The 13999-nt window shown below is 41.4% G+C and carries 14 protein-coding genes and 1 pseudogene; 13 read left to right on the forward strand and 2 right to left on the reverse strand.

The window, feature by feature from the left end; genetic code table 11:
* Nucleotides 1–501: 501 nt before the first annotated feature.
* Entirely contained in the window at nt 502–885 is a 384-nt protein-coding gene (locus tag GXO74_07185) for a response regulator (GenBank protein NOZ61450.1), read from the reverse strand.
* Between the two features lie 248 nt (nt 886–1133).
* Nucleotides 1134–1754, reverse strand: coding sequence for a response regulator (locus GXO74_07190; GenBank protein NOZ61451.1), 621 nt, complete (start codon nt 1752–1754; stop codon nt 1134–1136).
* Between the two features lie 439 nt (nt 1755–2193).
* On the opposite strand from GXO74_07190, the gene GXO74_07195 reads away from it, so the two are divergent.
* From GXO74_07195 to cpaF, 13 genes and pseudogenes are all read left to right on the forward strand, one after another.
* A complete protein-coding gene (locus tag GXO74_07195) occupies nt 2194–2547 on the forward strand; it encodes a response regulator (GenBank protein NOZ61452.1) in 354 nt (117 codons plus the stop codon).
* Nucleotides 2548–2712: 165 nt separating this feature from the next.
* Nucleotides 2713–3792, forward strand: a complete 1080-nt coding sequence (locus tag GXO74_07200; GenBank protein NOZ61453.1) for a PAS domain-containing protein — start codon at nt 2713–2715, stop codon at nt 3790–3792.
* 49 nt (nt 3793–3841) lie between these two features.
* Entirely contained in the window at nt 3842–5218 is a 1377-nt protein-coding gene (locus GXO74_07205) for a sigma-54-dependent Fis family transcriptional regulator (GenBank protein NOZ61454.1), read from the forward strand.
* 403 nt (nt 5219–5621) lie between these two features.
* Nucleotides 5622–6005, forward strand: coding sequence for a response regulator (locus GXO74_07210; GenBank protein NOZ61455.1), 384 nt, complete (start codon nt 5622–5624; stop codon nt 6003–6005).
* 189 nt (nt 6006–6194) lie between these two features.
* Complete coding sequence (locus tag GXO74_07215; protein ID NOZ61456.1) at nt 6195–6590, forward strand: hypothetical protein; 396 nt, start codon at nt 6195–6197, stop codon at nt 6588–6590.
* A gap of 99 nt (nt 6591–6689) precedes the next feature.
* Nucleotides 6690–6905: pseudogene (locus GXO74_07220) on the forward strand (hypothetical protein).
* A 448-nt stretch (nt 6906–7353) separates the two neighbouring features.
* The gene (locus GXO74_07225) at nt 7354–8697 is read left to right on the forward strand and encodes a type II secretion system F family protein (protein NOZ61457.1); all 1344 of its coding nucleotides are present in this window, start codon (nt 7354–7356) and stop codon (nt 8695–8697) included.
* Nucleotides 8697–10478, forward strand: coding sequence for a type II/IV secretion system protein (locus tag GXO74_07230; GenBank protein NOZ61458.1), 1782 nt, complete (start codon nt 8697–8699; stop codon nt 10476–10478). Before GXO74_07225 ends, GXO74_07230 begins: the two co-directional genes overlap by 1 nt.
* Before the next feature lie 21 nt (nt 10479–10499).
* Nucleotides 10500–10901, forward strand: coding sequence for a response regulator (locus GXO74_07235; GenBank protein ID NOZ61459.1), 402 nt, complete (start codon nt 10500–10502; stop codon nt 10899–10901).
* A 43-nt stretch (nt 10902–10944) separates the two neighbouring features.
* Nucleotides 10945–11301 (forward strand): response regulator, encoded by a 357-nt coding sequence (locus GXO74_07240; protein ID NOZ61460.1) that lies wholly within the window; start codon nt 10945–10947, stop codon nt 11299–11301.
* Nucleotides 11302–11360: 59 nt separating this feature from the next.
* Nucleotides 11361–11750 carry a response regulator gene (locus tag GXO74_07245; GenBank protein ID NOZ61461.1) on the forward strand — a complete coding sequence of 130 codons (390 nt, stop codon included), beginning with the start codon at nt 11361–11363 and terminating at the stop codon, nt 11748–11750.
* Between the two features lie 52 nt (nt 11751–11802).
* Nucleotides 11803–12774: a hypothetical protein gene (locus GXO74_07250; protein NOZ61462.1), complete on the forward strand. Its 972-nt coding sequence runs from the start codon at nt 11803–11805 to the stop codon at nt 12772–12774.
* A 1-nt stretch (nt 12775) separates the two neighbouring features.
* A complete protein-coding gene (gene cpaF, locus GXO74_07255; GenBank protein ID NOZ61463.1) occupies nt 12776–13993 on the forward strand; it encodes a Flp pilus assembly complex ATPase component in 1218 nt (405 codons plus the stop codon).
* Nucleotides 13994–13999 lie beyond the last annotated feature (6 nt).

Here is a 13999-nt window from a genome sequence, read left to right on the forward strand (position 1 = left end):
ATTTTTGCAAACGCAATGTTTTTTACTTTTTGTATTCGTAGTATTCGTAACGGGCTAACATATTAGTTTATAGGTTTCCTAATTTGGGAATCATTTTTCTAATATTAGAAAAGTTTTTCTAAATATAGCCATTTTTTTCCAATATTAGAAAAATTTAAGGCGGCTTTAGCTTTGATCTTTTCTTCGTTTTGCCAGTTTTATCGATAATCCTGTTTTCTATTCTCAATGCTTTGCCTGCTTCAAATGGCAATTCCCAAATTTTTTTCTCTGCCGTTATTGAGATCACTTACAAGAGTTGTTGTTGTCATTTGTTGAAAGCTGATATTAAAATAAAATAGCTAAAAAATTCAAATTTGTCAAGCAAAAAATACAAAAAGTAAAAAACATTGCGCTTGCAAAAATAAATTAAACCATATTTTCGGGACTGCTATTTTCCAAATAAAAAAGCCCTTTCCGCTATCAATTCGGAAAGGGCTTTTCGGTTTTTTTCGATAAATGAAGTCAATTTTCCGCTTCAAATATAACCTTCAACATTTTTTCCAGATCTGGCATCTCAATCGGTTTTGGCAGATAATATGCGTTTTCAAATTCATCGTTAATTTTCTGCTCGGTTTCCTCTGTCGTGATCGCTGTCAAAAAAATGATGGGAACATCGTCGCATAACTCGCGGATTTTTTTCGCTGTGTCAAATCCGTCCATTTCACCGGCGAGCCGAATGTCGAGAATGACCACGTCCGGATCCGCTGATGGACACAATTTTACTCCCTGCTCGCCATTGGAAACGTGCACAAAATCTTTGAAACCCAGTCGTTTCAAATAATCTTCCACGGCGAGAGCAGTGATGAATTCATCTTCGACGATGAGCACGGTTTGTTTTTGTTTCATAATTAGACCATTTTCCGTTATTCTCTGGGTAAAACGCAGAGAGATGACGTAGCAAAAGTCATAATTTTTTTGATTAAATATACTAAAAATTGTTCACTGAAGCAAGCGGTTATTTTCTCTGCGAGTAATATTTTAATTGCCGATAATTCGAGGGTAGTTCGTTCGTTTTCTGTTTGAAAAGTTGCTTTCAGATTTTCGACTATTTTGGCGAGAGCCACTTCGTCATCGCCCGCACTGAGTGGTGCTGATTAAATCTTTGAAATTTTCAGCCAATTGCTAACTAATTCCAGCAATTCAGTGATGCGCGTCAGAGTGAAATCGATCCATTCCTTCTGAACCTGCTGCCGTTTCGGCGTGTCTGGCAGATATTCCAGCGCTTCAAGATATCGCTTCATGTCAGCAAGAGGGGATTGTAGTTGATGGGAAACGAATGTTGTAAATCGACGCTGTAACCGCTCATTTTCCTGTTTTAACACGATAGCTTTTTTCTCGAGCATTCGTCGTTCAAGCGCGCGACGCACGATTATGCGCAGCTCATCGGCTGTAAAAGGTTGCGGTAGAAAATCGTAAGCGCCGTTCTTTATCGCCTCCGCCGCAGCGCCGAGTGTAGTGTAGCCGGTGATGACGACGATGCAAATATCCGAATCAATAGCATGAACGCGCGAAATGATCTCTATTCCGCCAAGCTGCGGCATCTTCAAATCGATTATTAACAGGTCAGGCTTTCGCTGAGAGATATGTTCCAGCCCGACAATCCCATCGTCAAACGTCGCGATTTTGTAGCCTTCTTTTCTCAAAATTTTGTAGCAAGAAAGCCGCATTGCCTGGTCGTCGTTGATAACGACAATATAATGAGGCTGATCTTTCATTTAGTAAGCGCTCTGAAATAAGAATGTACTGAATTTTTTTAGACGAAAAAATAACGAATTAATTTGATAATGTCAAGGCTTTTAAAAATTGAGTCGCTATATTTCTAAAACAAATTTCCCGCCTTGCAAAATACAAAGCAGATTCCCGGCGTTACGCCCATTTCGTTGTCCTTTTCTATTGAGGGCGTTTTTAGCAGCGATAGTTAGAAATCGTTTCATTTTGAAACTCAATTTTTCAAATTGAAATCTTACTGAGGAATTGTTTTCATTTTGAAACTGACAAAAAACACAGAACTTTTTATTTTTAAATAGGTTATCTGAAAAATTAAAATTTATTAAAATAAGCGACAATCTGGCATTTATTTTGCATATTAATTCACAAAATTCCCGTTGTTGCACGTGAAAAGAGCTGCTATCCGATTTAAATACGCTAAAAAAAATGAGAAAAATTCTAATTGTTGACGATCAATATGGAGCGCGGAATTCCATGCTCATTGCTCTCCGTCGCGGTGGATTTCGCGTGGAGAGCGTAAAGACCGCTCAAGATGCGCTTTATGAGTTGTCGTGCAATAAATTTGATTTTCTCATTACAGATATCAAAATGCCCGAAACAAATGGTATTACGTTGGCAAATATTGTGCATGAATTGCACCCGGAAATAAAAGTTATTTTGATGTCAAGTTTTGATTTTTCGGAAATTTGCACACGCAACTCAGCGGTTGAAGATTTTCCATTCATTCAAAAGCCAGTGGATTTTAATGAATTGCGCACACTTTTAATTTCGTCGTTGTAAGTAATAAAACATTTCTCACTTCATATTTAGGGAAAAATATCAACTATATTTGAAAAAAAAGTTTCGTGGGAAAAAATCGCTTGATTATCATGGAAAAAGTTCTTAATTTACTTAAAATTTAATAAATTAAGAAGATATTAGAATTTAGATCGAATGGAAAAATCCGTGAATAACTACCAAGATTATTTTGAGAATGCCGGAATCGCTCTTCTGATCATCGATGAAGAGGGCGTGATCTGTCAGGTCAATCGTCAATTTGAGAATTTTTCTGAAATTAAACAGGAACAAATTATCAACAAACTTTCCCTCTCTGATTTTGTTATTCATGATGAAAGAGAGACTATTCAGTCGCTGCTTCGCACAAAATTTCAGGACACGACACTGCCGTACAGCGTAGCTTGCACATTTGTATCAATGAAAAGGCAGCAACGCCCCGCTCTGCTGACCATGAATTTTTTATCGGGACGCAAACAAATCATCTGCTCTTTTGTCGATACTATTCCGGTCAAGCGCGCCGAGTTCAATACGCAGCAGGAGATATTTCAAAAAGAGCTGGGGAAAATTGCTTCTGGTATCGCTCATGAAATTCGTAATCCGCTGAGCGCGATCAACACTTCAATTGAAATCTTGCGCGACAGTCTGCTTGTCACCGGCGAGGATCAGGAATTAATGAAAATTATTCTGGAAGAAAATAAGCGTCTCGATCAAATTATTAAGGAGTTTTCGTACTTCGCACGATTGAGCGATCCGGATATTTCGCTTGCAGATATTAACGAACTCATCGAAGAAACAGTCGCGTTCGCACGTCAGAATGTATCGGCAGATATTTCCATTAGCGCCAAACTATTAGAGACGCCGCCGCCGATGTACTTTGACGCCTCTCAAATCAAGACAGTTTTCTTTAATGTGATGGATAATGCCATTGAAGCGATGCCAGAAGGGGGACTGTTGGAAATTACAACAAGAATTGCCAAAAATGAGTTCAACGATGAAGTGCTGGCAGTCTGTTTTTCCGATAGCGGAGAAGGAATAGATGCCGATGATTTGGAAAATGTTTTCAAACCATTTTTTTCAAATAAGGAAAATCATTCCGGGATGGGGCTATCCATCAGCCAGCGCATTATTGAAAAACACCGAGGAAAAATTCAAATTGAAAGCAAACCTGACGCAGGAACTCGAGTCACAATTTATATTCCAATCATTTTCCAGGAAATTATCAGCGAACAGACGCCCGGATTAATATAAATTGAGCATTCTTGGTCAAAATTTACACAGAATTTAGCGAGGGATTATCATGTCGGATTTGTTATTAGTGGATGATGCGGAAAATACCCGCAAGGCATTAGCCACTCTTTTGTCACGCAAAGGCGGTTATCGGGTTGAACAAGCGTCGAATGGAGAGTCTGCGATCAAACGATTGCGAGAAAAATATTTTGACCTCATCATTACTGATATGCGCATGAAAAAAGTTGACGGTCTGGAACTACTCAGGCAGGCAAAAAAAATGCACCCGACATCCGAGGTGATTGTAATTACGGCGTACGGCACTATCGAAAGTGGCGTTGAAGCGATGAAACTTGGCGCTTATGATTATATTCAAAAGGATTATAGTCAAGAAGAGTTTCTGCTATTGGTAAAGCGAGCGTTGGAAAAGCACGAAGTGGTCAAAGAAGTTCAACTGCTGAGAGAAGCTCTGCGCGAAAAATATAAGTTTGATAATATTATCGGTAATTCCGATGCCATTAATAATGTCCTGAAATTAGCCTATCAGGTCGCAAAAACTGACAGTACAGTGCTTCTGACCGGCGAAACGGGCACGGGTAAGGAGCTCGTCGCACAGGCGATTCATTTGAGCAGTCACCGCCGAGATAAGCCCATGTTGACCATCAATTGCGCGTCTCTGCCAGAAAACTTGCTGGATAGCGAGCTTTTCGGGCATGTCAAAGGGTCGTTTACCGGAGCCATTCGCGACAAGAAAGGTCTCTTCGAAGAGGCTGATCTGGGCACTATTTTTCTCGATGAAATTGGTGATCTTGCCCCGCAAACTCAAGTTAGACTTCTCCGATTTTTGCAGGACGGAGAGCTGCGACGCATCGGCGAGAACAGAACGATTCGCGTCGATGTGCGCTTGATTGCCGCGACGAACAAGAATCTGGAAGAAGAAGTCAAAAATAAAACCTTTCGCGAAGATTTGTACTATCGACTCAATGTGATCCCCATCCATTTGCCGCCGCTCAGACAAAGAAAAGAAGATATTCCCTTATTAATTGATCATTTCATTAATGTTTATGCCAAAAAGAACCGCAAAGAAGTCAACGGAATTTCTCCCTCGGCTTTGTCGTTTTTCATTGATTATGATTGGCCAGGGAATGTCCGCGAGCTGGAAAATGTGATTGAACGAAGCATTGCCTTGACGCGGAAAAACATCATTAATTCAGACGATTTAGCCTATTCGTTTCCGAAACGAATAAAAAAAATCAAGGAAACGCGTTCCGAACAAAAAGACATGACGCTGGACGAGATGGAGAAATGGCTCATATTAGATACTCTGGAGAAATACAACAACAATCAAAAACTTACGGCTCAGAAGTTGGACATTTCCACAACCACACTCTGGCGCAAATTAAAAAAGTACAATATCAATTTAGGCCAGGGAGAATCTGAAACATGACGTCTTTTTCTCAGCAAACTTGACTTGAATTTACCTAGGCGGGCTGGACATTCACCCGCCTTTTCTTTTTCCCTTTCATGCCCCACTCGAGCTGCGCCAAATTGCGCTACGAAAATCCACAGCACTCACCGTTTTCCAAGACGCGAATCGGTTTTATCTTGCATAATGAAAAAAACCTAAATTTCATAATGAAAGAAAACTTTCTCATCTAATTGCCGCTAATAATTGACAATCTTTTCCTTAATTTCCCTATCTGCTTATTTTTATTAAAATAAAAGAAGGCTGCATTAGAAAATATTAGGGGAAAGTTCAATGGCACTAATTTTGTAAATAAGAGCGTGACACAACAAAAAATTACAACTATGGTAAACGCTAACACTGGGTAAACAACACTGGGTACATCATGAAAAAAATTTTGGTTGTGGATGATCAGAAGAATGTCCGTACTTCGATTAGTATCGGACTGGGACGGGTGGGCTATCAGGTTGATGTAGCCAGTAATGCTGAAGGCGCATTATTGAAGCTCAAAGAAAAATCATTTGACGTGGTTCTGGCGGACGTCCGCATGCCTGATACCAATGGCTATGTGCTCGCAAATATCATCCGGCAATTATATCCCAATGTCAAAATCATTCTTATGTCCGCCTATGATTTCAATGAGTATGACAAAAAATATCAGCTGTCATATCCTTTGTCAAAATTGGCAAAGCCGTTTGGCATGGTACAATTGCTTTCGCTTTTAGGCAACGGTCCTTTGTCATTTCAATATGAAGAAATGCGTAATTAGCGGATTGTCTATCTATTGCAAGGAGTAATGAATTACCAAAATATCAGCTATAGTATTGAAAGTAAAGTCTTCGTTTTTTGTGCAAAAGTTTTTTATGTTTTATTTCATTTTTAATTGCAGCTTACTGCGCTGTGAATAATGAGAGAGTACAAATGAATGATTTTGGATTGAAATTGAAGGAGACGCACCATGGGACAACAACAACTATTGTTAATTGTTCTCGCCGTAATTCTTGTCGGCATAGCATTAGTTGTCGGTATCAAAATATTCAACTCCAATGCGGCGAGTGCAAACGTTGATTATTTAATCAACGATTTGCTAAAATTAGCGGCAACAGCTCAGCAGTATTACTTGAAGCCAATTTCTTTGGGAGGAGGTGGCGGTAGCTTTAAAAACATAACCATCCAGGATTTGACACCGAAGTCTTCGAATGAGAATGGGACCTATCGCGTGCGAAGAGCAAGAAAAAACAGAGTGATTATTCGGGGAGACGGAAAACTGGATGGAGATGGCGACGGAAAAAAAAGCAGGGTTCGCGCCATCGTTTTTCCTGACTCAGTTTATATCGATATTCGCCGACGCTAAACTGAACAATTCATGTGGGACTGAAACAAAAACTAATTCACATTTAACCTTTTTAAACAACCGGTATTTGTTTTTAACCAAAAGTAAGGAGATGTAACTATGGGACAGCAACAACTTCTGCTCATCGTCTTAAGCGTCATCATCGTTGGTATTGCCGTAGTTGTCGGAATCAACATGTTCAGCGCTTCGGCAGCTTCCGCGAACTTGGAAGCGGTCACAAGCGATCTGTTGAATCTGGCGGCCCGCGCCCAGCAATATTATGTGAAGCCAGCAGGTATGGGCGGCGGCGGTAATAGTTTTTCCGGAGTGACTATCAAGGACCTGACTCCGAAAGCAAGCAACGATAACGGCTCTTATTCGATTAAAACCGCTGGTACGGCGACAAAAGTCGTTCTCGAAGGCGTTGGAAATCAAGATGGTGATGGAAACGGTACCAATTGTACAGTTGATGTTACGGTATTCTCGGACTCAATCGCAACTTCAATTGTAGATCGTTAACTGTTTTTTCGGAGAGGACTCTGAAACGGGTCCTCTCTTTTCCTCATCATCAGATTTACTTCAAAGTACGGTTTCAATAATTTAAATTGGAAACATCTGTTATGGACATCACGATTGACAAGAAGAGTCGCGCAGCCAGAGATAGACACCAGCCGAAACAGGTGTTTCCTTTTTTATTGATGGAGTTTGGAATCCCCAAATTATCAGCCATGGGCTTGAAACTAACTCACTCTCATGGATCAAACTCGAGGGAGATGCGATAGAAATGGCTGAATATCGTTACATAGGCGTGAACCAGAACAGGCAACGCGTCACTGGCTATATCAAAGCCAAGAACAGCAAGGATGCGAAAGGAAAAATTCATTTGCTCGCGTTGCAACACCATTTTTCCGTGGTCAACATTCAGCCGAAAGCGACGTTTGATTACGTCATTAAAAAACGCGACGGTTCAAAGATCAAGGGCAACCAGCAGGCGTATTCTCGTGAAGAAGTGGAATTAGCCTTGCGCAAGATGGGCTTTTACGACGTTCGCGTCCAGAAAAGAATTATCGATTTTAAATTCAAGCCGCCGCAGTCGGATATTATCACTTTCATTCGCCTTTCTGCTGACCTGTTGCGCGAAAAGCTTCAATTCGATGAGATATTATCTTTGTTGGAAAAAGATATCAACAATTCCGCCATGCGCCGCGTGATCAGAGAAATTCACACGGATTTGAAAGAAGGCAAGGACGGCGAGGAAGTCTTTCGTCGTCAGGAGAATATGCTGGGAAAATTCGCCGCCCGAATGCTTGGCGTTGCCTCCAAAAGCGGCAACATGGCTGAAGTTTACGATAATACTGCCAAATTTTTAGAGCGAAATTTTGAATTTAAAAAAAATCTGAAAAGCGCTTTGCTCATGCCATCAATCACGGTATTCGTGCTATTTCTGGCAGTCGTTTTTTACATTGGTTACATTTTTCCGAAAACAGCAGAGCTATTCGAGAAAGTCGGCGCGGAATTGCCGCCTTTGACATCTGCCAGTTTGCAAATGAGCCATTTTTTGCAAAATAATATCATCTGGTTGTTGCTGGCAATGTTTGTCCCGATCGTTGTGGCGTTTCGCTTTTTTACAACGAAAAGGGGACAGATCATCTTCGGAAAATACATCATAAAAATGCCCCTCATCGGTTCGTTAATTCATAAAATGTCCATTGAAATATTTTGTCGCGTATTTCATTCCATGTATAGCGGATCGGGGGAAAATATCGAGGTCATCCGCACGGCGGCGGAAGCCTGTCGAAACAAATATATGGAAAAGCAAATCAAAGAGATTACGATTCCTTTAATGATACAGGAAGGTAAAAGCTTCATCGAAGGATTGCGGCGGGCAGAGGTATTCACAGAGAATGCTCTGACACGGCTAAACACGGGCGCTGAATCAGGAACTTTGAAAAAAACCGCATTACAGGTGGCAAACTATTATGAACGAGAAACCAGTTACAGGATGAAAAATATTGTTGAAATGATCCAGGTGGTAATTGCATTTATCATCATGATTGTTATGACTGCTTTGACCATTGTCTCTTCTGAAACGGCAGTCGTTCAACCAAAATTGCCGGGGATGCAATAATGGCGGAAGTAATGACGACAACTAACCCCATGTTGGAAATGTTCAGGCGCGAGGGGGTTTTGCAGGAAAAAGACGTGGCGAAGGTTATTGAAATTTTAAAAAATAACACGAATCGCCGCAGTGTGAGAGATATTTTGATTGAGGACCTGAGCTATGACCGACATAAAGTTTTTCAGGCCTTCTGCAAAATTTATGCATTCAGAGAAATTGATCTTTCGCGAGTGACTATTTCCGATGGTTGGGTCGAATTCATCAACAATTTTCTCAGCGAGTTCGGGTCTGAGAGCAGGGATGAGTTCATTGAAAATAAAATTATTCCTTTCGGATTCAGCGAAAAGAGCAAAGATATTATCATCTTTCTGACTCCGGATCCGGCGGATCGGAAAATTGAAAAGATTATCAACGACGCCGGAATCAAACAGTATGAATTGGCTTATACCAGGCTGGAGGATTTGGACAATCTTGTGTCACGCGTTGTCGCCAAAGAAAATGAATTTTTGAAGCTGCTCAATGAAACGAGCGATGAACTTTCGTTTGAAGAGGAAGAGCAGGAAGAAGAAATTGATGAGGACGAACTTGCTTCTGCGGTAAATCAAAGCGTGCTGGTGAATTTATTCGAAGCCAGTCTCATCGAAGCTGTTCATCAGGGCGCGAGTGATATTCACATTTTCCCGAAAGAGAACAACGTCACGGAAATTTATTTTCGCGTAGATGGCCGGTTGAAACTGTGGCATAAAAAAGATAATATTAAGCCCGAGGCTTTTTTGGCGGTGGCCAAGGATCGCACGAAAAATGTCGATCGCTTTGAGTGGGAATCAGCGCAAGATGGATTCATTCAGCGGTACATTGATCACTATTTGATTAGATTCCGCGTTTCTATTTTGCCCATTGTGACGTCGCAATACAGTCGTAAATATGAAAGCGTAGTTATCCGCGTGCTCGATGATCGCAAAGTGATAAAAGATCTGGATGCCCTGGGTTTCGATGAAATCGCAAAACGAGAATTTCTTAAAGCGATCAAAAAACCGCAAGGAATGGTCATATTGACAGGTCCTACAGGAAGCGGCAAAAGTACGACCCTTGTCGCGGCGCTCAATCATGTAATGAATTCGGAAGTGAACGTGCTGACTGTCGAAGATCCGGTGGAATACAATATCCGCGGCGCGCGGCAATTGAAAATCAGTCACAAAATGAATTTTGACCAGGCCATCCGCTCCATTTTGCGTCATGATCCGGACATCGTGATGGTTGGCGAGATTCGTGACGCAAAGACCGCTGAAATTGCGATCAAATTAGCAAACACCGGACATTTGACTTTTAGCACATTGCATACCAATGATTCAGCGAGCGTCGTTTCCAGATTGTACAAAATGGGCATCGAACCCTTTCTCATCGCCTACGCCATAAATTTGGTTGTTGCACAGCGGCTTATTCGAAAACTTTGTCCTCATTGCCGGCAGCCTATCGACGATATTGAAAAAGAAAATGCATTGCGTTTAGGAGTGAAGGCTGAAGAATTGGAGCAAACAACGATTTACAAACCCGTCGGTTGTGACAAATGCAATAAGGGCTATAAAGGACGAATGGGAATCTATGAAGCGCTTCCCTTTACGCCGGAAATCAGAAAAATTATTTTAAACGCGTCAAATGAGCTGGACGAGGATGCTGTGAGAGAAGCATCGGCAAAACATGGTATGCTAACATTAAGACATTCGGCAATTCGTCAAGTATTGCTTGGAAAAACCAGCCTTGAGGAAGTAGCAGCCGTGACATCGGAATAAAACTAATCGTGGAGGAGTGACATGGGCAAAGTATTATTGGTAGATGATGATCCTGTGATGCAACGTTATACAGGACATATTTTGGAAAAAGGAGGGTTTGAGGTGGATACGGCATCTGACGCCTTTGAGGCGGCCAGTAAAGCGCGACAGACGTCTTATGACCTTGTTGTCGTGGATCTGGTTCTTCCCGGGCCGCAGAATGGTATTGATGTCATTAGAGAAATTCGGAAAAGGTGTCCCTTGGCAAAAATAGTCGCCTACTCTGGCTTTAGCGATGAAGACATTTTAGAAAAAGTTACTTACGCTGGAGCTGACCATTTTTTGAGAAAACCGTTCCATCCGAATGATTTGCTGAATATTATCACTGGAAAAAGCGAAGAGACGAAAACGGTAAACGACAATTTTAACATACAATTTGCCTAACGAGCAATTAAGTTCGCGCTTTAGGATGTGAGGAGGATGTGTAATGGGCAAAATTTTAATTGTTGATGATGAAAAAGATATGTGCGAAGTGTTAGCACAGTACTTTATGAGCGATGGTTACGAAGTGGATATCGCTTACGATGCAATTGATGCAATTCAAAAATCGCGACATAAAAAATATCACTTTGCTCTGGTTGATTTGGTAATGCCAGGGTCCATGAATGGTATCGATGTTATTCGTCACATCAAGCGAGATTCGCCGAAAACCAGAATCATCGCTTATTCCGGCTTTTGTGATCTTGATATTGCTGACCGGGTTGTGAATGCCGGCGCAAACTATTTTCTGGCTAAACCATTTAAACAACAACAATTAGCGCAGGTGATGTTTGCCGCGAATTAGTTGAAAGCCAGAGCGACAAATGAGTCTATTGCCAATGCAATTTAATTATGGAGACGAAAATGGCAAGAATTCTAATCATTGATGACGAAATAGAAATGCGGGATATTTCGTCGCAAATTTTCGAACTCGAGGGACATGAGGTCGCCACGTCTGCCGACGCGGAAGACGCTTTGTTTAAGATTAAAAACAATAAATACGAAGTGTTATTGGTTGATCTTGTTCTACCGGGAAAAATGAACGGTTTGGACATCATCAAACAAGCACGGATCAATATTCCCAGAGCTCACATCATTGCCTATTCCGGATTCAGCGGCCATGATATTACAGAAAAAGTGATTCGCGCCGGCGCAGACAATTTCATTACTAAGCCTTTCAAGCGAAGAGAATTAGTGGATTTAGTAAACGCATTCACATATAGAAGTAAAGATAAGCAAGCAATTATTCGTTAAATGTATTGCAAGAGTGGCTCACAGTACGCTTATTTTAACAGGGATCGGCGCTATGCAGAAATTAAGTTTGTTATCAAAAAAATTGACAAAGCTGCCAATCAATGTCCACGATTATGAGCAATTGTCGTTCCGCCAAACATTGAAATGGTGGAATTTTGTACGCTGGCTATCTACCATTGGCTTTCTTTCGGTGGGCATAATTCAAATCAGTACCAGCGGTTTTACATTTCCTATTCCCGCTTTTATATTAACTTTGCTGGCAATTACGCTTCTCAACACCGTTTATAGTCTCTGGATTGACCATTTTCATTATAACGCCGTTTTTCCTATCATTCATAATTTATTGGATATTGTCATTTTTTCATTGGCAATTTTTATGACCGGCGGCATCAAGAGTCCTTTTCTTTGGGGCTACCTGATTCCCATTCTCACTTCCAGTATCACCATTGGGAGAACCGCCGGATTTTTTGCTTCTGCCATCAGCATGGTGGGACTTATGGCAATTTCCAAACTATCGCAATCGACAATTATGGCCACTTTAAAAGCGACTTACAATGTATTTAATTACAATCAATTTGAAGCGAGAACTCTGCTCTCTTATGCGTGTCTGTTTTTTCTTGTTTACTTCATTTCGTCTTTTCTGGCGAACACGCTGAGAATGCAAAACAGGAGTCTCAGAGCCTTGAACGAGCAATTAATTGAAAAAACAAATCAGATACTGCAATCCCAAGAAAAAATTCTGGAAATGGAGCGACGCGACACGTTGTATCAGGCGGCGCTGACCATGCAGCACGAAATAAACAATCCGTTAACCATCGCCTCCTTGAACGCGGAAATGCTGGTAAAAGAAACACCTCACATCAACAAAAAGCGGATGGAAACCATCAATGATTCAATTGATCGCATAAAAAACATTTTGAATAAAATGCGCGCCTTGCAGGCAAAAACTATCAAAACGCGCGACGCTTTGAGTGGTTTAGAAATCTTTGAATTAAATGAAAATGAAAATCAAATGATTGTGTGACATGGACAATGTAAATGACATGTTTGACAAAGTTTTGGAGAATGTCCCCGAGTACGCCACGGATATTGAGCGGCAGGTAATGATTCGGAGAGGGGTCAAATCACTAAAGCCAGACGAGTTGAACGTCATCGTTTCGCAAATTAATAATTACTTGATTTTTATGCGCGAGATTGAAGCCTCTGACATTGAAATCGGCGGGACAACAGCGCTGGGGCGTATCTGGTTTCGCGTTTTTGGCGAAAAAAAACCGTATCCGGAATTGGGACTATTCACTCACGATCAGACGAATGTATTTTGTCAGGCAATTTTGACCGACAAACAGTGGGAGCGTCTTCTGGAATGGCGAGCGACAGATTTTTCGCATTTGGTTGAAAAAGATGGCGTTATGTACCGCTGGCGCGCTACTGTCTATTTTGACATGGGACATTTAGCCTTGAATATGCGGGCAATTGCAGATAAAATTTATCCGTTTTCAAATTACCAATTTGCGCCTAATGTTGCAAAACATCTGTCTCTGGGGCATGAAAAACAAGGTTTGGTGCTCATCACCGGCATCACCGGCAGCGGCAAAAGCACAACCATGGACAGCATAATTGACGCGAATAACCGTAGTTTTCCCGGGCACATTGTGATTATCGGAGATCCGATTGAACAAATTCACCAGTCGAAAAAGAGCATCGTCCGCCATCGCGAAGTGGGCAGAGATGTGCTATCTTTCAAGGACGGCGCTATTCAGGCATTGCGTCAGGACCCGGATATCATCGTTGTCGGCGAAATGCGCGATCCGGAAACGATCATTACCTGTCTGGAAATCACGGACACCGGTCACAAAGTGTTTTCCACTTTGCACACCAGTTCCGCCATGGAAACAATAGACCGTATCATCGCCGAATGTCCGCCAATAGAGCAGGAGCGTGTACGAAATCGTTTGGCAGATGTGCTGCGCGTCATTGTCTCGCAAAAATTAGTGCCCAGTCTGGATGGCAAATTGGCGCTGGCAAAAGAAATAATGGTCGTGGACGGATCGGTAAAAGCCGCCATTCGCAACAACAACACCCATGAAATTTACCAGATGATCAGCGAACGAGGTCACCTGGGAATGACAACGCTGGAACAGGATTTGGTTCGTCTGTACAAAAGCAGACTTATTTCTAAAGACAATGTTTATAATTTTGCCAATAATAAAAAACGAGTTCACGAATTAATGGTTTCGGAATAAAAATGT

This window comes from Calditrichota bacterium (assembly GCA_013152715.1).
Taxonomy (GTDB): domain Bacteria; phylum Zhuqueibacterota; class Zhuqueibacteria; order Thermofontimicrobiales; family Thermofontimicrobiaceae; genus 4484-87.

What these genes read in the sequence shown, in the direction of transcription:
- GXO74_07195 (NOZ61452.1), top strand. Translation starts at nt 2,194, where the DNA reads ATGAGAAAAATTCTAATTGTTGACGATCAATATGGAGCGCGGAATTCC.
- GXO74_07185 (NOZ61450.1), bottom strand. Translation starts at nt 885, where the DNA reads ATGAAACAAAAACAAACCGTGCTCATCGTCGAAGATGAATTCATCACT.
- GXO74_07250 (NOZ61462.1), top strand. Translation starts at nt 11,803, where the DNA reads ATGCAGAAATTAAGTTTGTTATCAAAAAAATTGACAAAGCTGCCAATC.
- cpaF (NOZ61463.1), top strand. Translation starts at nt 12,776, where the DNA reads ATGGACAATGTAAATGACATGTTTGACAAAGTTTTGGAGAATGTCCCC.
- GXO74_07240 (NOZ61460.1), top strand. Translation starts at nt 10,945, where the DNA reads ATGGGCAAAATTTTAATTGTTGATGATGAAAAAGATATGTGCGAAGTG.
- GXO74_07235 (NOZ61459.1), top strand. Translation starts at nt 10,500, where the DNA reads ATGGGCAAAGTATTATTGGTAGATGATGATCCTGTGATGCAACGTTAT.
- GXO74_07190 (NOZ61451.1), bottom strand. Translation starts at nt 1,754, where the DNA reads ATGAAAGATCAGCCTCATTATATTGTCGTTATCAACGACGACCAGGCA.
- GXO74_07210 (NOZ61455.1), top strand. Translation starts at nt 5,622, where the DNA reads ATGAAAAAAATTTTGGTTGTGGATGATCAGAAGAATGTCCGTACTTCG.
- GXO74_07205 (NOZ61454.1), top strand. Translation starts at nt 3,842, where the DNA reads ATGTCGGATTTGTTATTAGTGGATGATGCGGAAAATACCCGCAAGGCA.
- GXO74_07215 (NOZ61456.1), top strand. Translation starts at nt 6,195, where the DNA reads ATGGGACAACAACAACTATTGTTAATTGTTCTCGCCGTAATTCTTGTC.
- GXO74_07245 (NOZ61461.1), top strand. Translation starts at nt 11,361, where the DNA reads ATGGCAAGAATTCTAATCATTGATGACGAAATAGAAATGCGGGATATT.
- GXO74_07230 (NOZ61458.1), top strand. Translation starts at nt 8,697, where the DNA reads ATGGCGGAAGTAATGACGACAACTAACCCCATGTTGGAAATGTTCAGG.
- GXO74_07225 (NOZ61457.1), top strand. Translation starts at nt 7,354, where the DNA reads ATGGCTGAATATCGTTACATAGGCGTGAACCAGAACAGGCAACGCGTC.